This window comes from Exiguobacterium sp. s132, assembly GCF_018617235.1.
GTDB lineage: Bacteria > Bacillota > Bacilli > Exiguobacteriales > Exiguobacteriaceae > Exiguobacterium > Exiguobacterium profundum.
In genome coordinates, this window is the sequence record NZ_JACSJU010000001.1 from 204,016 (window position 1) to 224,096 (window position 20,081).

Sequence of the window (20,081 nt, forward strand, 5' to 3'; positions counted from 1 at the left end):
GGAATTTTACATGGCAAATCAAAGTTTGATCGTCATCGGTGGCGGTCTAGCTGGACTCATGGCGACAATCAAGTCGGCAGAGATGGGTGTTCCGGTAAAACTATTCTCGCTTGTACCGGTCAAGCGTTCACATTCAGTTTGTGCCCAAGGTGGGATTAACGGGGCCGTCAACACGAAAGGGGAAGGTGACTCTCCTTGGCAACACTTTGACGACACGGTCTACGGAGGCGACTTCCTCGCCAACCAACCGCCTGTCCAAAAGATGGCGGAGAATGCTCCGAAAATCATTCACATGTTCGACCGGATGGGCGTTATGTTCAACCGTACGCCAGAAGGTCTCTTAGACTTCCGTCGTTTCGGTGGAACGCTTCACCACCGTACGGCATACGCCGGAGCGACGACAGGACAGCAACTTCTTTATGCACTCGATGAGCAGGTTCGTCGTTACGAAGCGCAAGGTCTCGTCGAGAAGTATGAGGGCTGGGAGTTCCTTCGTGCGGTCATCGACGAAGAAGGCATCTGCCGCGGTGCGGTATGTCAAGATTTGCGCTCGATGGAAATTAAAGCGTTCCCATCGGACGCGGTCATCTTGGCGACAGGTGGCCCAGGGGTCATCTTCGGTAAGTCGACAAACTCGGTCATCAACACAGGACAAGCAGCGGCAGCGGTTTATCGCCAAGGCGCGGTTTACGCGAACGGGGAGTTCATCCAGATTCACCCGACGGCGATTCCAGGGGATGACAAACTTCGTCTCATGAGTGAATCGGCTCGTGGGGAAGGTGGACGTGTCTGGACATACAAAGACGGGAAGCCGTGGTACTTCCTCGAAGAGAAGTATCCAGCATACGGAAACCTCGTACCGCGTGACATCGCGACACGTGAGATCTTCGATGTATGTGTCAACCAAAAACTCGGCGTCAACGGCGAGAACATGGTCTACCTCGACTTGTCTCACAAAGACTCGAAAGAACTTGACATCAAACTTGGTGGAATCCTTGAAATCTACGAGAAATTCGTAGGCGACGACCCGCGTAAAGTACCGATGAAAATCTTCCCGGCAGTCCACTATTCGATGGGCGGACTATGGGTCGACTACGATCAGATGACGAACATTCCAGGACTCTTCGCAGCCGGTGAATGTGACTACTCGATGCACGGTGCGAACCGTCTAGGTGCGAACTCTCTTCTTTCAGCCGTTCATGGCGGAATGGAAGCAGGGCCTGCGGCAGTCAACTACATGCGTGGTCTCGATCAAGCGACAGAAAGTGTTTCAGAAGCGCTCTTCAACTTCAATGAACGTGAAGAAATCGAGCGATTCAACAACATCCTTGCGATGGATGGAACAGAGAATGCTTATCAAATCCACCGTGAACTCGGTGAACTCATGACGGACAACGTCACAGTTGTTCGCTACAATGACAAACTTGAAGCGACCGACAAGAAAATCCAAGAATTGCGTGAACGTTTCCATAAGATCTCAGCTACGGATACGGCACGTTGGAGCAACCAAGGGGCATCGTTCATTCGACAACTCGACCACATGCTCGACCTCGCACGCGTCATCACACTTGGCGCACTCATGCGAGACGAGAGCCGTGGGGCCCATTACAAACCGGAGTTCCCGGAACGTAATGATGAGCAGTTCATGAAGACGACGATGGCACGTTACAAAGATGGGGAAGTCGATATCTCGTATGAAGACATCGATGTTTCGTTAATCCCGCCACGTAAACGGGATTACTCGAAGAAAGGGGCGAAGACGAAATGACGACGCCAATGCAATCTGAACAAAAAGACATCCGCTTCATTATCGAACGCCAAGATGGACCGGATCAAGCGACGTATACGGAAGAATTCACGGTACCATACCGTCCAAACATGAACGTCATCTCGGCATTGATGGAAATCCGCCGTAACCCGGTCAATGCGAACGGGGACAAGACGACACCGATCAACTGGGACATGAACTGTCTTGAAGAAGTATGTGGTGCCTGTTCGATGATTATCAACGGGAAGCCGCGCCAGTCGTGTACGGCACTCGTCGATAAACTCGAGCAACCGATTCGTCTTGCACCGATGAAGACGTTCCCGGTCATCCGTGACCTTCAAGTCGACCGTCAACGCATGTTCGACGCGTTGAAAAAAGTGAAGGCATGGGTCCCAATCGACGGCACATACGACCTCGGTCCAGGACCGCGTATGCCGGAGAACAAACGTCAATGGGCGTACGAACTATCGAAATGTATGACGTGTGGTGTTTGTCTTGAAGCGTGTCCGAACGTAAACGACAAATCGGACTTCATCGGTCCAGCGGCGATTTCGCAAGTCCGACTCTTCAACTCACATCCAACAGGTGCCTTCCATGCGGAAGACCGCCTCGAGGCACTCATGGAAGACGGCGGCATCATGCAGTGCGGAAACGCACAAAACTGTGTCGAAGTTTGTCCGAAGGGCATCCCGCTCACGACGTCGATCGCTTCGATGAACCGTCAAACGACGCTTCACTCGTTCAAACAGTTCTTCGGTAGTGACAAAGGTCGCACCGGTTCTGCGGTCGAGGCGTAAGCGAGCCGATGACCAAGTACTTTCGAGAGCCAGGTTGGGAAACACGTGTCAAAAGAGGGATCGCGCTCGATGTGAAAGTCCGCTTTTCGGAGTGCGACCCGTATGGTCACATGAACAACACAATTCCGTTCATCTATTTCGAAGATGCCCGGATCGAGTTGTTAGAGGCGACAGGATTCTCCTTGAAGGACGGATTCGTCGTCGTCGCCGATGCGCAATGTGACTATGTTCGACAAGTCATGCCACGTCAACAGCTGACTGTGCATGCCAATATCTTGACGGTCGGAAACACTTCATGTGATATTCATTACGGGGCATATGACGGAGAGCAACTCCTCTTCGCCGGACGGACAAGCCTCGTTCATTTAACGAAGGAAGGCCGTCCTACGGAATGGACTCCGGAATATAAAAACCGCTTGCAGAATTTTTGCGAATCCGCTATCATTTGATAATGAGTTCACAAACAAAAAATATTCTGCTGGTTCGCCTGTAGAATTGAATTTTGAAGGGAGACCATCATCTCATGGAAAAAACGTTCACAGTCGTTGCTGATTCAGGAATTCACGCTCGTCCAGCTACTCAGTTAGTTAACACAGCTTCTAAGTTCCAATCAGACATCAACCTCGAGTACAATGGTAAAACAGTTAACTTGAAGTCGATCATGGGTGTACTTTCACTCGGTATCGCAAAAGATTCTACAATCAAGATCACTGCTGAAGGTGAAGATGCAGAAGAAGCGATCAACACGCTTTCTGACATGCTCACTAGCGAAGGTCTTGCTCAGTAATTCGGGTAAGGGACGAGGCGCCAATGGCGACCTCGTCTTTTTTTGTCATGGGAACGTTTCTTTTTCCGTCCGAGATTTTTTGGTAAGATAGGTGAGAATGGAAGTGATGCAAATGAAACGAGCGATTGGAGTCCTCGATTCAGGAGTCGGTGGGTTGACGGTAGTCAAAGAATTGATGCGCCAACTCCCTAAAGAAGAAATCGTCTATATCGGAGATACAGAACGCTGTCCGTACGGGCCGCGTCCGCACGATGAGATTGAAGCATATACATGGGAATTGATTGAATTTTTATTGAAGAAAGACGTCAAGATGATTGTCATCGCCTGTAATACGGCGACAGCGGTCGTATTGAAGGAGGCACGCAAACGTCTCGACATCCCGGTCATCGGTGTCATCGACCCGGGTGCCCGCGCGGCTGTCAAAGGAACGCGCAACAAGCATATTGGTGTCATTGGTACGAAGATGACGATTGAAAGCGGTTCATATGAGAAGGCGTTACGTCACGTAGCAGGTGAGGTCGATGTGTATTCACTCGCGTGCCCACCGTTCGTCCCGCTCGTAGAGGCTGGAGAAGTGTCTGGAGAGCGCGTGCGACAAGTGGTGGAGGAGACGCTTCGTCCACTTCAACCATCCGAGATGGATACGTTGATTCTCGGTTGTACGCATTACCCACTACTTGCTCCGGTCATTCAAGATGTGGTCGGACCGGACGTCCACCTCATCTCATCAGGTGACGAGACGGCACTTGAAGTGGCAGCGATGCTCGATTATCAGGAACTTGAAAACGGGTTGGATGCAGTCCCGGCACATTCCTTCTATGCGACGGGTGACATCGAACTATTTGACCGACTCGCGAGCGAATGGCTCGGACGTCCGGTTCATGCGGAGAAAGTCGAGGTGACCGGCATTGCGTGATGCGAGACGATTTGATGAACTGCGCGCAGTCGAGATTGTGCCGCACGTGAACAAACATGCGGAAGGGTCCGTTTTAATTTCAATCGGCGATACGAAAGTCATCTGTACCGCAACTGTGGAAGAGCGCGTACCAAATTTCCTTCGTGGAAAGAAACAAGGTTGGATCAATGCAGAATATGCGATGCTACCACGGGCGACGGGAGACCGTACTGTCCGAGAAGCGGTACGCGGAAAACAGTCGGGACGAACGATGGAAATTCAGCGTCTGATTGGTCGGTCGCTCCGCTCGGTCGTGGACTTAGAACGTCTCGGCGAACGAACGATTTGGATCGACTGTGACGTCATTCAAGCGGATGGCGGGACTCGGACGGCTTCCATCACAGGTGGCTTTTGCGCGCTCGTGTTGGCCGTCGACCGCTTGATTCGCCAAGGGAAACTTGAAGATACACCGATTAAAGAAGGTGTGGCCGCAATTTCGGTCGGGCGAACGGACGAGCTTGTCTTAGACTTGGATTACCTAGAAGACGCTGCGGCAGAGGTCGATATGAATGTCGTCATGACGGCAAGCGGTCGATTCGTCGAAGTACAAGGTACAGGGGAAGAGGCGACGTTCACGCTACAAGAGATGAACGAGATGCTCGCGCTCGCGCAACACGGCATCGAATCATTATTCAAGACGGCGGAAGCGGCACTCGGTGCTTCTTGGTGGTACGTCGGAGAACGTTCGGAGGAGACATTATGAAGTTGATCATTGCGACACACAATCCTGGAAAAGTGAAAGAACTCGAAGGAATGCTGACGCCGCTCGGGTTCGAGGTCGAATCACTACTCGACTATCCGGATGCACCAGAGACGGAAGAGACCGGCACGACGTTTGAAGAGAACGCGGCGTTAAAAGCGACCGAGGCGGCAGCTTATTTTGGACATGCCGTTCTGGCGGACGACTCCGGTCTTGAAGTCGACGCACTTGACGGGGCACCGGGAGTATATTCAGCCCGCTTTGCAGGTCCAGAAAAGTCAGACGAGGCAAACAATGCGCTTCTTCTTGAAAAATTGAACGGAGAAACGAATCGTACGGCGCGTTTCGTCTGTGCGCTCTGTCTTGCGAAACCGAGCGGAGAGACGTTGACCGTTCGTGGAACGATCGAAGGGACAATCGGTTATTCCCCACAAGGCGAAAATGGCTTCGGATACGATCCACTCTTTATCGTCCCATCGCTTCATAAGACAGCGGCAGAGTTGGAGCGTGACGAGAAGGCGGTCGTCAGCCACCGTGGACAGGCACTACGAAAACTGGAGGCAGAAATCATACCATTCATGAAAGGATGAAGCTTATGCGTTTTCTAATAGTGAGTGATAGTCATGGTTTGACCGAAGAGTTGACGACGATTTTTGAAAGGCACGAGGCGGAAATTGATGACGCCTTCCATTGCGGGGATTCACAACTCGCTCTTGTGGATGAACATTTGTTACCTTATCGAACGGTTCGGGGGAATTGTGATTTCGGTGGAGACCTTCCCCTTGAACGCATCGAGACGACGGATGCCGGTACGATTTTAATCGTTCACGGGCACCATCATGACGTCAAATTCGATTTGAACCGTCTACGGTATCGAGCGGAAGAAGTGGGAGCGAATGTCGTCTTGTTCGGTCACTCGCATGTGGCGGGTGCGCTGATCGAGGACGGGGTTGTCTACATCAACCCAGGTTCGATTCGCATGCCGCGAGGACGAACGGACAAAACGTATGCGTTACTCGATCTCGAAGCGGGGGAAGCAACAGTGCGTTTCTATCGCTCAGAAGACGGTTCTCACGTCGAAGACTTGGACATCTCAGGAAAACTATGAGTTTCGAACGGGAAATCGATTGACAGGAAACCATTTTTCTATTATAGTTTTCATGTCAATGTCCCAATAGCTCAGCAGGATAGAGCAACGGCCTTCTAAGCCGTCGGTCGGGGGTTCGAATCCCTCTTGGGACGCTTCCATTAAAATAGAGACGCTCTCTACGGAGAACGTCTCTTTTTTCATTTTCCGGGAAATCGATTGACAAGGAATCGCGTCCTAACGGAAGATGAAGGGGAATGGAAGAGAGGGTGAGGGAAGATGGAGAAGGAAAAGGATCAGGACTATCCGTTCCCTGGGAATTGGGCGCGTCTGCATAAGATGATTCAGGAGGCAGATGCTTCTGGGGAACGACAGCGGATCGAACCGATTTTATGGGATTGGTATCAGACGATTCCAGGGGACCCGTTTATTTTCATGGAAATCTTCCAATGTGCAATGGAACGACCGGACGATCCGGAGACACTCGAGAAGCTGCAGGAACTCGTCAGCATCCATATGTCCGAGGCGGAAGAACCGGCCTCAGGAGGGTTACAGATTGCGCAGTATTACATCATGCGTGACCAACCGTTTGAAGCGGCGCACTGGATCAACCAGTATCTCGAATGGCAGGACAAGAAGGATACGGTCAACACACAGGCACATCAGGTACTTCAAGTGTTGAAGATGACCGAGTTTCCGGCGGCAATTGCCAAGTTGAAACGAACGCTGACGCGAGGGAGTACGGGGGAACAGATTGAAGCATTACAACATGTTCACTTTCAAATCGACCCGGTGCTCGACAATGTGCTACATGAACTGCTCGTGTCGGAGCGTCCGAAGCTCATCAAACTGATCGTGTTGGAAAAAGCGTTCGCCGAACTAGATGTCATCGAATGGACGGATGGGGACGTTTCGAACAAGATGACACGAACGGAAGCGAAAGCGCAGATTGAAACGTGGGAGCAGACCGTCTTTTCTCTTCAAAAATCAGTTGAAGGCGATGAGATCGGGACCCAGCTGTTGATGAATTACATGTATACGCATTATCCGGATGTGCCAGCCGAAAAAGCGGATGTGGAACAGGCGCTCGTACAGGCGAAACAAGCGATTTTACATGACGAACCGGTCGACGGTTTAGCCGCGGAGATTTTAGAGGCGGATCTTCGCTTTACACAGGCGTTATTAGACTAAATCCTTGTGTGCTTACCGAGGATTTATGCTATAATACGGATTGTTGTACATTTTTGTACGGTATAAACGAATTGTTGGAGGGACTTAGCATGACAGCAAAATGGGAAAAAACATCAGGTAGCCAAGGCGTACTCACGTACGAAGCTCCTGCAGAAGCTTTTGATAAAGCAGTTGACGCCGCATTTAAAACAGTCGTCAAAGACTTGAACGTGCCTGGCTTCCGTAAAGGTAAATTGCCACGCCCAATGTTCAACAAAATGTATGGAGAAGAAGCACTCTATCAAGATGCGCTCGACATTCTCTACCGCGACACAATCCAAGGTGCGGTTGAAGAAGCTGGTTTCGAACCAATCGCGCTCGAAAACATCGATGTAGACGGCACGCTCGAGAAAGGCAAACCAGTCGCTTTCAAAGTGACATTCGTGGTTGAGCCAGAAGCTGAGCTTGGCGAATACAAAGGCCTCGAGTACGAAGCTGTTTCAACTGAAGTAACAGAAGATGAAGTAACAGCAGAACTTGAAGCACTTCAACAGCAAGGCGCAGAACTAGCTGTTAAAGAAGGTGCAATCGAAAACGGCGATACAGCTGTATTTGATTTCGCAGGTTTCGCTGACGGTGAGCAGTTCGAAGGCGGCACAGCTGAGAACTACACACTCGAAATCGGTTCTGGTCAATTCATCCCAGGATTCGAAGAGCAAATGATCGGCATGACTGCTGGTGAAGAAAAAGACGTTGAAGTAACATTCCCTGAAGAGTACCACGCTGAAAACTTGGCGGGTAAACCAGCGACATTCAAAGTCAAACTTCACGAAGTCAAAACAAAACAAGTTCCTGAACTCGACGACGAGTTTGCAAAAGACATCGACGAGTCTGTTTCGACACTCGACGAGTTGAAAGCAAGCATCCGTGAGCGTTTAGAAGCTGGTAAGAAACAAGAAGCTGAAGGTACAATGCGCGACCAACTCGTAGAGCAGGCAACTGCTAACGCGACAATCGACGTACCGGAAGTTCTCGTTGAACAAGAAGTTGACCGCATGGTACAAGAGTTCGGTTCACGTGTATCTTCACAAGGAATCGACCTTAACATGTACTTCGAGCTCACTGGTACTTCTGAAGAAGCAATGCGCGAAGAGATGAAAGAGCAAGCTGAAGAGCGCGTAAAAGCTCGTCTCGTCTTGAAAGCAATCGCTGACAAAGAAGCAATCGAAGTATCTGACGAAGATGCTGAGAAAGAGCTTGAAGAAATGTCTAAACTTTACAACATCGCCCCGGACCAACTCCGTACGATGCTCGCTCCGCAAGGTGGACTTGAGACACTTAAAGGTGACCTCAAATTCCGTAAAGCGATCGACATCCTCGTTGAAAACGGTAAAGCGAAGTAAGCTGATATTCGAAAGGACGACTGCCTAGCGGTCGTCCTTTTTTCTGTCACAGCACATTGCATGTGTAATTCTTTGAAGTCGCAATATGTTCATGCTACAATTATTTCAACGCAGAGATGTAAAATGTCTTTTCGCGGTGCATCGCACCAGAAAATTCAAATCGCGATTTATCGCACTTACATCCATTTTCACCACAGAAGGGGTGTATCGAATGTTCAAATTTAACGAGGAAAAGGGGCAACTCAAGTGCTCGTTTTGCGGAAAATCGCAAGAACAAGTTCGTAAGTTAGTCGCCGGTCCTGGCGTATACATTTGCGATGAATGTATCGAACTTTGCAATGAAATTGTTGAGGAAGAGCTCGGTGTAGAGGAAGAAGTTGAATTCAAAGACATTCCAAAACCACAAGAGATTCGTAACATCCTAGACGATTATGTCATTGGTCAAGACCGCGCCAAACGTGCGCTTTCAGTTGCTGTCTATAACCACTATAAACGTATCAACGCCGGTGGCCGTTCGGATGATGTCGAACTTGCGAAGTCGAACATCGTCATGATTGGACCAACGGGTAGCGGAAAAACGCTTCTCGCTCAGACGATGGCTCGCGTCTTGAACGTCCCATTCGCAATCGCGGATGCGACGAGCTTGACGGAAGCAGGTTACGTCGGGGAAGACGTTGAGAATATCTTGCTCAAATTGATTCAATCGGCTGACTATGATGTCGAGAAGGCTGAAAAAGGGATCATCTACATCGATGAAATCGATAAGATTGCCCGTAAGTCTGAAAACCCATCGATTACGCGTGACGTATCCGGTGAAGGCGTTCAGCAGGCGCTCCTTAAAATTCTTGAAGGCACGACAGCAAGCGTACCGCCACAAGGTGGACGTAAGCATCCGCATCAAGAGTTTATCCAAATCGACACAACAAACATTCTCTTCATTGTCGGTGGCGCATTCGCTGGCATCGAATCGGTCGTCAAACGCCGAATCGGGAAGAAAGTCATCGGTTTCGGAAACGATCAAGAGAATCGCGAGTTGACGCAAGAGGACTTGCTCGCCCGCGCACTCCCTGAAGACCTTCAAAAATTCGGCTTGATTCCTGAGTTCATCGGACGTTTGCCAGTCATGGCGACGCTCACGACACTCGATGAAGAAGCGCTCGTTGAAATCTTGACGAAGCCGAAAAATGCTCTCGTCCGTCAGTACGAGAAAATGCTCGAGCTTGACGATGTCGAATTGACGTTCACAGACGAAGCATTGATCGAAATCGCCAAACTTGCAATCAAACGTAAGACTGGCGCGCGCGGTCTCCGCTCGATTATCGAAGAAATGATGCTCGATGTGATGTTCACTGTCCCATCGCGTGACGATATCGAGAAAGTCATCATCACGGATGAAACGATTACGGGTCTTGCCGGTCCGAAATACGTCCTTCGTGACGGTACTGTCGAACAGACAGGGGACAACAAAGAGACAGCATAATTCTTTAACGAAGAAGGCTCAAACACTCGGCACATCCGAGTTTTGAGCCTTTTTGCACAGGAGGCATTGTATATGGAAAAATTACCAATCCTTCCTTTGCGAGGAGTCGTCGTATATCCGCTCATCGGTGTGACCATCGATGTCGGACGCCCATTATCCCTTCGGGCGCTCCTTGCCGCAAAGGAGCATGAAACAGATTTGATTGTCGTGACGCAGAAAGAAACTGGGAACGAGTCACCGGAACCGGAAGACTTATACATGGTTGGAACACGTGTCCACATTGCGAAGATGAGTGAACTGTCGAACGAAACGATTCGGGTTCGGATCGTCGGGAAAGAGCGTGTCCGTGTCGACTCGATTGAATCGACAGATGAAGGATGGTTCGCCAACGTCGAACCACTTGAACTTGCTGAAGGAGAAGAGGTCGAACGTACGGCACTCGTCCGTCTGTTGAAAGAGCAGTTCGGAAAACTTGTCGCAAACATCAAGGGCATGTCGCCAGATGAGCGTCGTCGTTTCGAGATGTATGAGCGACTCGAATCGCTCACAGACTATATCACGTCAAAACTCGATGTCGACGTCGAACTTCGCCAAGCGATGCTTGAAGAAGCAGATGCGGTCAAACGAGGGCTTGAACTGCTTGAAATCATCGCACATGAGGTCGAAGTGATCGAACTCGAGCAAGAGATGCGCGAGCGGACGAAGAAGTCGATTGAGCAGTCGCAGCGCGAGTATTACTTACGGGAACAGATGAAGACGATTCAGCAAGAACTCGGAGACCAGACGCAAGAGTCAGAACCGAACCGCCTTCGTGAGAAGTTAGAGGCGCTCGACTTGCCAGAGACGACGCGAAAGAACGTCATGCGTGAAGCGGAACGATTGAACGTCGTGCCGCAGACGTCTCCGGAGTATGCGGTCATCCGTAACTACCTCGACTGGGTCACTTCTCTTCCATGGGGCATTGAGACGGAAGACAAGCTTGACGTGAAACATGCGGCAGACGTCCTCGACGATGACCATTACGGCTTAGAATCGGTAAAAGACCGTATCCTCGAGTATTTGGCCGTCCGTCAGTTGACGAACTCGCTTCGTGGACCAATCCTCTGTCTCGCCGGACCTCCAGGGGTCGGGAAGACGTCACTCGCCCGCTCAATCGCGTCGGCACTTGAACGTCACTTCGTTCGTGTCTCGCTCGGTGGTGTGCGCGATGAGGCGGAAATCCGCGGGCACCGTCGTACGTATATCGGTGCGATGCCAGGACGAATCATCCGCGGATTGAAGCAAGCGGAAAGCAAGAATCCGGTCTTCTTGCTCGATGAGATCGACAAGATGGCTTCTGACTTCAGAGGGGACCCGGCGTCCGCGATGCTAGAAGTACTCGACCCGGAACAAAACGTCTCCTTCTCTGACCACTACATCGAAGAACCGTTCGATTTGTCAAACGTTCTCTTTATCGCAACTGCGAACGATGTCTCACAAATCCCAGCACCGCTTCTTGACCGGATGGAATTGATTCAAATCGGTGGGTACACGGAGCTTGAGAAAGTAGAGATCGCGAAGCGTCACTTGGTGCCGAAACAGTTGACAGAGCACGGATTGAAGAAGAGTCAGTTGACGATTAAAGAAGATGCGCTCTATGAAGTCGTACGTCGTTACACACGTGAAGCCGGCGTCCGGAACTTAGAACGCGTCATCGGATCACTCTGCCGAAAAGCCGCGAAACAAATCGCCATCGGGGAGAAGAAACGGGTCACGATTTCGAAAAAGGCGATCATCACGTATCTCGGGAAGCCGAAGTATCGCTACGGAAAAGGGGAGACCGAGGACTCCATCGGTGCGGTGACAGGCCTTGCCTACACGGCGTTTGGTGGCGACACGCTCACAATCGAAGTGGCGCTCGCTCCAGGGAAAGGCAAACTTCAGTTGACGGGTAAACTCGGTGATGTGATGCAGGAGTCGGCACAAACAGCATATAGCTATGTCCGTGCAAACGCAGAGCGGTTCGGGATTGACCCGACGTTCTATGAGCGACAAGACATTCACATTCACGTGCCAGAGGGTGCCGTGCCAAAAGACGGACCGTCGGCAGGAATCACGATTGCGACAGCCTTAATTTCCGCATTGACCGGGAAGAAAGTCCATCGTGATGTCGGGATGACAGGTGAGATCACACTCCGTGGACGTGTCTTGCCAATCGGCGGATTGAAAGAAAAAGCGCTCGCTGCTCATCGAGCCGGGTTGACGACCATCGTCATTCCGAAAGATAATGAGCGAGACATCGATGATATTCAAGAGACGGTTCGTGAGAAATTGACGTTCGTTCCCGTGACGACACTCGATGAAGTACTAGATGTAGCATTTGGAGGAAATTAAATGAAGATCAACAAAGCAGAGTTCGTGACGAGTGCCGTCGCGCCAGACCATTACCCGGTCCATGAATTGCCGGAAGTGGCACTTGCCGGGCGGTCGAACGTCGGGAAATCGTCGTTCATCAATAAGATTTGCCAACGGAAGGCGCTCGCACGGACGTCTTCGAAACCAGGGAAGACACAGACCCTCAACTTCTTCAACATCAATGATGAAATCATGTTCGTTGACGTTCCGGGATACGGATATGCGAAAGTCTCGAAGACGGAACGTGAGAAGTGGGGCGTCATGATGGAGCAGTACTTGACGAGCCAAGAGGCGCTTCGTGGCGTCGTCTTACTCGTCGATATCCGTCATGATCCTACGGGTGACGATGTGACGATGTACAATTTCTTGAAACATTATGAGATTCCGGTCATCGTTGTGGCAACGAAGCTCGATAAAATCAAGAAGAGTCAGCGTCAAAAACATGAGGCGGCGGTGAAACGTAAGCTTCAATTCGATCCATCTGACCGTTTTGTCGCCTTCTCGGCCGAAACGGCAGAAGGAAAAGACGAGGCATGGAAAGCGATTTACGCACTCATCACAGAAGGCGAATAAGGAGAAGGCGAAGGGATTCCTTCGCCTTTTTGTTTTTGTCAGCCCGCAAGCGGGTAATTATCGTATAATCATAGTTAGTACATAGTCATCATTGTAAACGAGGTGGAGAAATGCAACGCATGTTTGAAAACAAATGGTATCGCGCCCTCTTTTGGACGCTGACCATCTTTTTAGTCATTTGGGTCGGGACACAGATCTCATTCGTGTTTGAACCGATTCAAGTCATCTTGGCACTCGTCACGGTTCCACTCATTGTGGCCGGACTCTTCTTTTATTTCCTGGTCGGGATTGTCGACTTCTTAGAGAAACGCTTAAAAGGGAAGCGAACGTTAGCTGTAGCCATCACACTGATCGGACTCGTGCTTATTTTTACACTTGTCTTCAGTATTCTCGGACCGGTTTTAGGCGAACAAATTACGTCGCTCGTCAACGCTATGCCGAGTATCGCAAAAGAACTTCAGAAACAGGCGTTCGCTGTCCGTGACACGTTGCTACAAAATGAGTTCTTTGCACGCTTCATGGCAGAAAATGACGAGATGTTCCGTAACTTGACGACGAACATCACGTCGTACTTAGGAGACTTATTCGGAAACATTGCCTCATCATTCGGTCAAGTCGTCGGATTCGTGACGTCAGCGGTCATCACGATCGTCGTTATCCCGTTCATGCTTCTCTACATGTTGCTTGACGGGAAACGTCTACCGGACGCAATCGTCAAATTGCTCCCATCGAGCTATGAAAAGGAAACGCGTCACATCTTGCATGACATGCACGAGACGGTGCGGAGTTACGTCAACGCTCAGTTGCTCGTCGCATTCTTCGTTGGAATCACGTCACTGATTGGTCTCTGGATCGTCGGTGTAGATTATGCCATCTTGCTCGCACTCTTCATGATGGTAACAAATATTATCCCTTACGTTGGACCGTTCCTAGGGGCTGCACCGGCAGTGGTCGTGGCATTCATTCAAGATCCGATCAAGGTATTATGGGTCATCGTTGTCATCATCGTCGTGCAACAAATTGAGTCGAACGTCATCTCGCCACTCATTCAAGGGAAGTCGTTAAAAGTACACCCGCTCACGATTATCATCGTCTTGCTCGTGGCAGGAAATTTGGCCGGTATCATCGGAATGCTCATCGCTGTACCGTTTTATGCGGTCGCCAAAACGGTTGTCCAGAATATCGTTCGCATCTATAAATTACGAGAACGTGAGCATTATTTAGACAAAGAGGAGCCCGAGAGTCCGATTATTACGGACCCGAACTCGCCAAATCCATAAGAAAAAAGGGTAGGAATGGAGTTTCGCCATTTCTACTTCTTTTTGTCACAAAAAGTTCTTATTTTATTTCAGGAAAATCAAACAGAAGATTATAGTTACCAGATAAGAACTGTTATAATGTACGGTAGAGATTGAAAAAAAGAAGAGACAACCGTCGGTGGATTTTAGATGAGGGGAAGAGATACATGCATATTGTCGTAGTTGGACTAAATAACAAGACAGCCCCTGTCGCGATTCGGGAGCAGTTCTCGTTTGGGGAGCAAGAAATCGTGGATGCGATGATTGCACTTCGCGAAGAGAAGAGCATTTTCGAGTCGGTTATTTTGTCTACGTGTAACCGGACGGAGCTGTACGTCGTGACAGATCAACTCCATACTGGACGTTATTACACGAAACGTTTCTTGGCGAACTGGTTCAACCTAGAGATGGAGCAGTTCACACCATACTTGTCGATTCGAGAAGGGGAAGAGGCGATTCGCCACTTGTTCCGTGTCACTTCGGGCCTCGACTCGATGATCATCGGGGAAACACAAATTTTAGGTCAAGTGAAGACGAGTTTCTTCCGTGCCCAGGAGCATGGAACGACAGGAACGGTCTTCAACAAATTATTCAAAGAAGCGGTCACACTCGCCAAGCGCGCCCATACGGACACGCAAATTGGGGAAATGTCTGTATCGGTCAGTTCGGCTGCCGTGACGCTCGCACAAGAGATGTATCAACAGCTTGAAGACAAACAAGTCGTCGTCGTCGGAGCCGGTGAGACGGGTGAATTGACGACACTCAACTTATTTGAAGCAGGTGCGAAACAAATCGCTGTCTTCAACCGGACGGAGAGCAAAGCAAAAGCTGTAGCGGATAAGTTCAAAGGCCGTGCCCATTCGATTCGTGAAATCGCATGTGGATTACTTGATGCAGATATTTTGATTAGTTCGACCGGGGCGAAGGATGCCGTCATTGGATACGACGATGTAGCGGCTGCACAGTTGTTGCGCCGCGAACGTCCGCTTCTTCTCATTGACATCGCTGTGCCGCGAGATATCGATCCAGCGGTCGCGACACTTCCGGGTGTGCATTTGTTCGATGTCGATGATTTGAACGGAATCGTAAACAAAAATCTTGAAGCGCGTCTCGTCGAGGCTGAAAAGATTGAAATGAAAATCGATGAAGCGATTCAAGAGTTCCAAACATGGCTCATCACGCTTGGTGTCGTGCCAATCATGAACGAGTTGCGTGCTCGTGCCCTTGATATTCAAGAAGATACGATGACGAGTCTTGAGCGTAAGCTCGACCATTTGTCAGCACGAGACAAGAAAGTCATCGGGAAGCACATGAAGTCGATCATCAATCAAATGCTTCGTGACCCAATTGACTACATTAAAGATGCAGCGGCTCAACCGGATGCGAACGTTCGAATCGCTCAATTCATCGAGACGTTCGGACTTGATGTCGAGTTGCCGGAACAACCTGTAGACGAAGTGGAAGAAACAGATGCCACTTCTGCCAAAGCACCACTTCGCGCATTGATGCGCTAACAAGACAAAAAGGCGACGCGTGTCGCCTTTTTCTATGAAGGAGAGATTGAACATGCGGAAAATCATTGTCGGCTCACGCCGTTCCCAACTCGCCATGACTCAAACAAAATGGGTCATCGAGCAGTTGAAGCAAGCTGGAGCAAAGAACGAGTTCGAGATTAAAGAAATCGTGACGAAAGGTGACCAAATCGTCGACGTGCAATTGTCGAAAGTCGGTGGGAAAGGGTTGTTCGTCAAAGAGATTCAACAACAGATGCTCGATGGGGACATCGATTTCGCCGTACACAGCATGAAAGACGTTCCGGCCGAACTACCAGAAGAACTCTATATTAGCTGCATGCCGAAACGTGTCGATGCGCGTGACGTCCTCATCTGTGAGAACGGCTACACGTTCGAGACGCTTCCAAAAGGTTCGATTGTCGGAACGAGCTCACTCCGTCGTGGTGCTCAAATCTTGGCAGCCCGTCCTGACCTTGAGATTCAATGGATTCGTGGAAACATCGACACGCGTCTGAAGAAGTTAGACTCCGAGAACTACAATGCCATCTTGCTCGCGAAAGCAGGACTCGAGCGGATGGGATGGACGGATCGTGTCGATTTTGAAGCGCTCGACCCGGACGTCATGGTACCGGCTGTCGGCCAGGGCGTACTCGCCATCGAGAGCCGCAAGGACGATGCAGAAGTGACAGCAGTGCTTCAATTGTTGCATGATGATGTGACGGCGAAAGCGGCTACAGCAGAGCGCACCTTCTTAAAAGCGATCGAAGGAAGTTGTCACGTACCGGTCGGCGGTTATGCGACGGTCGACGGTGACGACGTGACACTGACAGGTCTCATCGCGTCAGTGGACGGGAAAGAAGTGCTTCGCGTGACGAAAACGTCAACGGACGGAATCGCACTCGGAATGGACGTCGCAGAAGAATTGCTCGGTCGTGGCGGGCGTGAAATCCTCGCCTCGGTCAATGAGTGACGTTTGGTACACGGGAACGAAACGAATGACCGCTTCGCAACGGGCACGGCTCGAGGCGAGCGGTCTTTCCGTTCATCATGTCCCGCTCATTCAAACGAGAGAGACGTATACACCGCCACCCGTGGAACGATTCGATTGGCTCGTCGTCACGAGTCAAAACGCGGTGCAAGCCCTTCGGAATCTGACGCGTGACGTCAAGGTCGCCGCTGTCGGAGAGAAGACGAAGCGGGCGCTTGAAGCGGAGGGCTTTACCGTCTCACTCATGCCGGAGACGTATACGGGTGAGGCGCTTTTTGAGCAGTTATCTGACGTTGTTTCGACCGATGATGTCGTCTTGTTTGCACGTGGCAATTTGGCGAACATGTCGCATATGTCGATGCTGCCTTGCGTGTATGACTGGGTCGTGTATGAGACGATTCCAATCCGATTGACCTCGGCCCAACAACAACAACTCGAGACGGTGAAGGCGTTACTCGTCTTGAGTCCGTCGGCCGTCGATGCGCTCACACCACACTTGTCCCACTTCAACGGGACGTGGTACGCCATTGGCGAAGTGACCGAACGCGCCGTCCGACAAGTGTCGACATTACCGGTACGAGTGCCAGAATGTTATACTATGGATGCATTAATACAGTGTGTAGGGGAGGATTTTTCATGAACCAGTTTGACCGTCACCGTCGTCTTCGCTCATCGAAGTCGATGCGTGCCCTCGTACGTGAAAATCATGTTCGAAAAGAAGATTTGATTTACCCGCTCTTCATCATTGAAGGGACTAACATTAAACGTGAAGTCAGCTCGATGCCTGGCGTCTTCAATTATTCACTTGACCGACTCGAAGAAGAGATTAAAGAAATCGTCGACCTCGGTCTTCAATCTGTGCTTTTGTTCGGTGTGCCGGAACATAAAGACCCGGAAGGCAGCGAAGCGTATCATGACCACGGCATCGTCCAGGAAGCGATTCGTAAAGTGAAGGAGTGGGCGCCACAGCTCACGGTCATCGCCGATACGTGCCTTTGTGAGTACACGTCGACAGGTCATTGTGGTCTCGTGAGAGATGGGGACGTCGATAACGACGCATCACTTCCACTTCACGTCCAGACAGCCATTACGCAAGCACAAGCGGGTGCCGATGTCATCGCACCGAGCTCGATGATGGATGGATTCGTCGCAGCTATCCGTGAAGGTCTCGACCAAAACGGATTCAGTCACATTCCAATCATGAGCTACGGCGTCAAATATGCGTCTGCGTATTACGGACCGTTCCGTGACGCAGCCCAATCGGCTCCTGGTGAAGGCGACCGTAAAGGGTATCAGATGGACCCGGCGAACCGTCGTGAGGCGTTCCGTGAGTCACAATCGGACGTCGAACAAGGTGCCGACTTCATGATCGTCAAACCGGCTCTCGCGTTCATGGACATTATCCGTGACATGCGCGACTCACTCGATATGCCAATCGTGGCGTATAACGTGAGCGGTGAGTATGCGATGATCAAAGCCGCGTCACTCAACGACTGGGTCGATGAAGAACGCATCGTCATGGAGACGATGGTCGGATTCAAACGTGCCGGTGCCGATCTCATCGTCACGTATTTCGCAAAAGACGTCTGTCGCTACTTGGAAGGAGACTACGCATGACATACAACCAAACGCGCTCACAGGAAGCGTTCGAACAAGCTCGTCCACTCATGCCAGGCGGTGTCAACAGCCCGGTCCGTGCCTATAAATCGGTCGGGATGACGCCAATTTTCGCCGAACGTGGTGAAGGCTCACGCGTCTATGACATCGATGGCAACGAATATATCGATTACGTCCTCTCATGGGGACCACTCATCCTCGGTCACCGTGATCCGGTCGTCACGAAAGCGATCCAAGAACAAGCTGAAAAAGGCTGGACGTTCGGGACGCCGACCGAGCTTGAAACGAAGATGGCAGAACTCGTCATCGACCGTGTCCCATCGATCGAGATGGTCCGCATGGTCAACTCGGGAACGGAAGCGACGATGGCGGCACTTCGCCTCGCACGCGGCTATACCGGAAAGACAAAGATTTTGAAATTCGAAGGATGTTACCACGGACACGGTGACTCGCTTCTCATCAAAGCCGGGTCTGGCGTCGCGACGCTCGGTCTTCCAGACTCACCAGGTGTACCGAAAGAGCTCGCGAGCCATACGCTCACGGTTCCTTACAATGACTTGGACGCAGTCCGCGTCGCCTTTGAAAAATACGGTGATGATCTCGCTGGCGTCATCGTCGAACCAGCAGCAGGAAACATGGGTTTCGTGCCACCACAACCAGGGTTCCTCGAAGGACTTCGTGAGATCACGGAACAAAACGGCGCGCTCCTCATCTTTGATGAGGTCATGACGGGCTTCCGTGTCGGGTACAACTGTGCACAAGGGTACTTCGGTGTCACACCGGACCTCACATGTCTCGGAAAAGTCATCGGCGGCGGACTTCCGGTCGGTGCATACGGTGGGAAACGCGAGATCATGGAACAGATTGCACCACAAGGTCCAATCTATCAAGCAGGTACGCTCTCGGGTAACCCTCTCGCGATGATTGCCGGTTACACGACACTCTCGCAACTCAAACCTGAGCACTACGCCGAGTTCGAGCGTAAAGCAGACCGTCTCGCGGAAGGCTTCACGCAGGCTGGTGAGAAATACAACATCCCACACGACACGAACCGTGCTGGCTCGATGTTCGGTTTCTTCTTCACGAACGAGAAAGTGACGAACTTCGAGAAAGCGAAGTCGGCAAACCTCGAGATGTTCCGTTCGTACTATCAGAAGATGGCGGCGCGCGGCGTCTTCTTGCCACCGTCACAGTTCGAAGGATTGTTCCTATCGACGGCTCATACGGACGAGGATATCGAGAAGACGATCGCAGCGGTCGAGGCGACGTTCAAGGAGCTTCAAGAAGAGTTTTCACTCTAATCTTGACTGCTGACGTTTCTGTCGCTACAATTATTTAACAGATACGATGAAAAGCATTGATGAGGAGTAGTACGCATCCTCCATTCCTTTTAGAGACGCGACCGCTTGGTGAAAGGTTGCGAGGGATGGACGCGGAAGTCGCCTCGGAGCTGACTTTCTGAATGGAGTAGGAAAGTTCGGTCCATCGACCGTTATTCGATTTTGAGTGCGCCACTTTTTGGCGAACTAAGGTGGTACCGCGGAAGATCA

Annotated in this window: 19 protein-coding genes, 1 tRNA gene and 1 other annotated feature (1 of these 21 running past the window's edge); all 20 genes read left to right on the top strand. The window is 50.8% G+C overall.

Annotated features, from left to right (window positions below; translation table 11 throughout):
* Positions 1–10 precede the first annotated feature (10 nt).
* The 20 genes from sdhA (at position 11) to hemL (ending at position 19,832) form a co-directional block, all read left to right on the top strand.
* Positions 11–1,768 (top strand): succinate dehydrogenase flavoprotein subunit, encoded by a 1,758-nt coding sequence (sdhA, locus tag KNO78_RS01055; protein WP_214691154.1) that lies wholly within the window; start codon positions 11–13, stop codon positions 1,766–1,768.
* Positions 1,769–1,776: 8 nt separating this feature from the next.
* Positions 1,777–2,565 carry a succinate dehydrogenase iron-sulfur subunit gene (gene sdhB, locus KNO78_RS01060; protein WP_193343274.1) on the top strand — a complete coding sequence of 263 codons (789 nt, stop codon included), beginning with the start codon at positions 1,777–1,779 and terminating at the stop codon, positions 2,563–2,565.
* An 8-nt stretch (positions 2,566–2,573) separates the two neighbouring features.
* Complete coding sequence (locus KNO78_RS01065) at positions 2,574–3,014, top strand: acyl-CoA thioesterase (protein ID WP_015881105.1); 441 nt, start codon at positions 2,574–2,576, stop codon at positions 3,012–3,014.
* A 74-nt stretch (positions 3,015–3,088) separates the two neighbouring features.
* Positions 3,089–3,352, top strand: coding sequence for a phosphocarrier protein HPr (locus KNO78_RS01070; protein WP_015881106.1), 264 nt, complete (start codon positions 3,089–3,091; stop codon positions 3,350–3,352).
* 112 nt (positions 3,353–3,464) lie between these two features.
* Positions 3,465–4,268 (top strand): glutamate racemase, encoded by an 804-nt coding sequence (gene racE / locus KNO78_RS01075; protein WP_074037958.1) that lies wholly within the window; start codon positions 3,465–3,467, stop codon positions 4,266–4,268.
* Positions 4,261–5,010 (top strand): ribonuclease PH, encoded by a 750-nt coding sequence (gene rph, locus KNO78_RS01080; protein WP_214691152.1) that lies wholly within the window; start codon positions 4,261–4,263, stop codon positions 5,008–5,010. The genes racE and rph overlap by 8 nt, the downstream gene beginning before the upstream one ends.
* Positions 5,007–5,597, top strand: a complete 591-nt coding sequence (locus tag KNO78_RS01085; protein WP_074037535.1) for an XTP/dITP diphosphatase — start codon at positions 5,007–5,009, stop codon at positions 5,595–5,597. Before rph ends, KNO78_RS01085 begins: the two co-directional genes overlap by 4 nt.
* A 5-nt stretch (positions 5,598–5,602) precedes the next feature.
* Entirely contained in the window at positions 5,603–6,115 is a 513-nt protein-coding gene (locus tag KNO78_RS01090) for a metallophosphoesterase family protein (protein ID WP_015881110.1), read from the top strand.
* A gap of 60 nt (positions 6,116–6,175) precedes the next feature.
* Positions 6,176–6,249 (top strand) — tRNA-Arg (locus KNO78_RS01095).
* 124 nt (positions 6,250–6,373) lie between these two features.
* Positions 6,374–7,285: a hypothetical protein gene (locus tag KNO78_RS01100; protein WP_214691151.1), complete on the top strand. Its 912-nt coding sequence runs from the start codon at positions 6,374–6,376 to the stop codon at positions 7,283–7,285.
* A gap of 89 nt (positions 7,286–7,374) precedes the next feature.
* Complete coding sequence (gene tig, locus KNO78_RS01105; protein ID WP_015881112.1) at positions 7,375–8,667, top strand: trigger factor; 1,293 nt, start codon at positions 7,375–7,377, stop codon at positions 8,665–8,667.
* Positions 8,668–8,878: 211 nt separating this feature from the next.
* Positions 8,879–10,147: an ATP-dependent protease ATP-binding subunit ClpX gene (gene clpX, locus KNO78_RS01110; RefSeq protein WP_015881113.1), complete on the top strand. Its 1,269-nt coding sequence runs from the start codon at positions 8,879–8,881 to the stop codon at positions 10,145–10,147.
* Positions 10,148–10,219: 72 nt separating this feature from the next.
* Positions 10,220–12,520 (top strand): endopeptidase La, encoded by a 2,301-nt coding sequence (lon, locus tag KNO78_RS01115; protein ID WP_214691150.1) that lies wholly within the window; start codon positions 10,220–10,222, stop codon positions 12,518–12,520.
* Entirely contained in the window at positions 12,521–13,114 is a 594-nt protein-coding gene (gene yihA, locus KNO78_RS01120) for a ribosome biogenesis GTP-binding protein YihA/YsxC (protein ID WP_015881115.1), read from the top strand.
* Between the two features lie 110 nt (positions 13,115–13,224).
* Positions 13,225–14,394, top strand: coding sequence for an AI-2E family transporter (locus KNO78_RS01125; RefSeq protein WP_015881116.1), 1,170 nt, complete (start codon positions 13,225–13,227; stop codon positions 14,392–14,394).
* Between the two features lie 185 nt (positions 14,395–14,579).
* The gene (gene hemA / locus KNO78_RS01130; RefSeq protein WP_074037529.1) at positions 14,580–15,926 is read left to right on the top strand and encodes a glutamyl-tRNA reductase; all 1,347 of its coding nucleotides are present in this window, start codon (positions 14,580–14,582) and stop codon (positions 15,924–15,926) included.
* Positions 15,927–15,978: 52 nt separating this feature from the next.
* Positions 15,979–16,896 carry a hydroxymethylbilane synthase gene (hemC, locus tag KNO78_RS01135; protein WP_074037527.1) on the top strand — a complete coding sequence of 306 codons (918 nt, stop codon included), beginning with the start codon at positions 15,979–15,981 and terminating at the stop codon, positions 16,894–16,896.
* A 25-nt stretch (positions 16,897–16,921) separates the two neighbouring features.
* Positions 16,922–17,554 (top strand): uroporphyrinogen-III synthase, encoded by a 633-nt coding sequence (locus tag KNO78_RS01140; protein ID WP_074037526.1) that lies wholly within the window; start codon positions 16,922–16,924, stop codon positions 17,552–17,554.
* A complete protein-coding gene (hemB, locus tag KNO78_RS01145; RefSeq protein WP_214691149.1) occupies positions 17,551–18,531 on the top strand; it encodes a porphobilinogen synthase in 981 nt (326 codons plus the stop codon). The genes KNO78_RS01140 and hemB overlap by 4 nt, the downstream gene beginning before the upstream one ends.
* Entirely contained in the window at positions 18,528–19,832 is a 1,305-nt protein-coding gene (gene hemL, locus KNO78_RS01150; RefSeq protein ID WP_031421390.1) for a glutamate-1-semialdehyde 2,1-aminomutase, read from the top strand. Before hemB ends, hemL begins: the two co-directional genes overlap by 4 nt.
* Positions 19,833–19,879: 47 nt before the next feature.
* Positions 19,880–20,081 (top strand) — a binding site (T-box leader) (it continues 20 nt past the right edge of the window).

What these genes read in the sequence shown, in the direction of transcription:
- sdhA (WP_214691154.1), top strand. Translation starts at nt 11, where the DNA reads ATGGCAAATCAAAGTTTGATCGTCATCGGTGGCGGTCTAGCTGGACTC.
- sdhB (WP_193343274.1), top strand. Translation starts at nt 1,777, where the DNA reads ATGCAATCTGAACAAAAAGACATCCGCTTCATTATCGAACGCCAAGAT.
- KNO78_RS01065 (WP_015881105.1), top strand. Translation starts at nt 2,574, where the DNA reads ATGACCAAGTACTTTCGAGAGCCAGGTTGGGAAACACGTGTCAAAAGA.
- KNO78_RS01070 (WP_015881106.1), top strand. Translation starts at nt 3,089, where the DNA reads ATGGAAAAAACGTTCACAGTCGTTGCTGATTCAGGAATTCACGCTCGT.
- racE (WP_074037958.1), top strand. Translation starts at nt 3,465, where the DNA reads ATGAAACGAGCGATTGGAGTCCTCGATTCAGGAGTCGGTGGGTTGACG.
- KNO78_RS01085 (WP_074037535.1), top strand. Translation starts at nt 5,007, where the DNA reads ATGAAGTTGATCATTGCGACACACAATCCTGGAAAAGTGAAAGAACTC.
- KNO78_RS01090 (WP_015881110.1), top strand. Translation starts at nt 5,603, where the DNA reads ATGCGTTTTCTAATAGTGAGTGATAGTCATGGTTTGACCGAAGAGTTG.
- KNO78_RS01100 (WP_214691151.1), top strand. Translation starts at nt 6,374, where the DNA reads ATGGAGAAGGAAAAGGATCAGGACTATCCGTTCCCTGGGAATTGGGCG.
- tig (WP_015881112.1), top strand. Translation starts at nt 7,375, where the DNA reads ATGACAGCAAAATGGGAAAAAACATCAGGTAGCCAAGGCGTACTCACG.
- clpX (WP_015881113.1), top strand. Translation starts at nt 8,879, where the DNA reads ATGTTCAAATTTAACGAGGAAAAGGGGCAACTCAAGTGCTCGTTTTGC.
- lon (WP_214691150.1), top strand. Translation starts at nt 10,220, where the DNA reads ATGGAAAAATTACCAATCCTTCCTTTGCGAGGAGTCGTCGTATATCCG.
- yihA (WP_015881115.1), top strand. Translation starts at nt 12,521, where the DNA reads ATGAAGATCAACAAAGCAGAGTTCGTGACGAGTGCCGTCGCGCCAGAC.
- KNO78_RS01125 (WP_015881116.1), top strand. Translation starts at nt 13,225, where the DNA reads ATGCAACGCATGTTTGAAAACAAATGGTATCGCGCCCTCTTTTGGACG.
- hemA (WP_074037529.1), top strand. Translation starts at nt 14,580, where the DNA reads ATGCATATTGTCGTAGTTGGACTAAATAACAAGACAGCCCCTGTCGCG.
- hemC (WP_074037527.1), top strand. Translation starts at nt 15,979, where the DNA reads ATGCGGAAAATCATTGTCGGCTCACGCCGTTCCCAACTCGCCATGACT.
- KNO78_RS01140 (WP_074037526.1), top strand. Translation starts at nt 16,922, where the DNA reads ATGACCGCTTCGCAACGGGCACGGCTCGAGGCGAGCGGTCTTTCCGTT.
- hemB (WP_214691149.1), top strand. Translation starts at nt 17,551, where the DNA reads ATGAACCAGTTTGACCGTCACCGTCGTCTTCGCTCATCGAAGTCGATG.
- hemL (WP_031421390.1), top strand. Translation starts at nt 18,528, where the DNA reads ATGACATACAACCAAACGCGCTCACAGGAAGCGTTCGAACAAGCTCGT.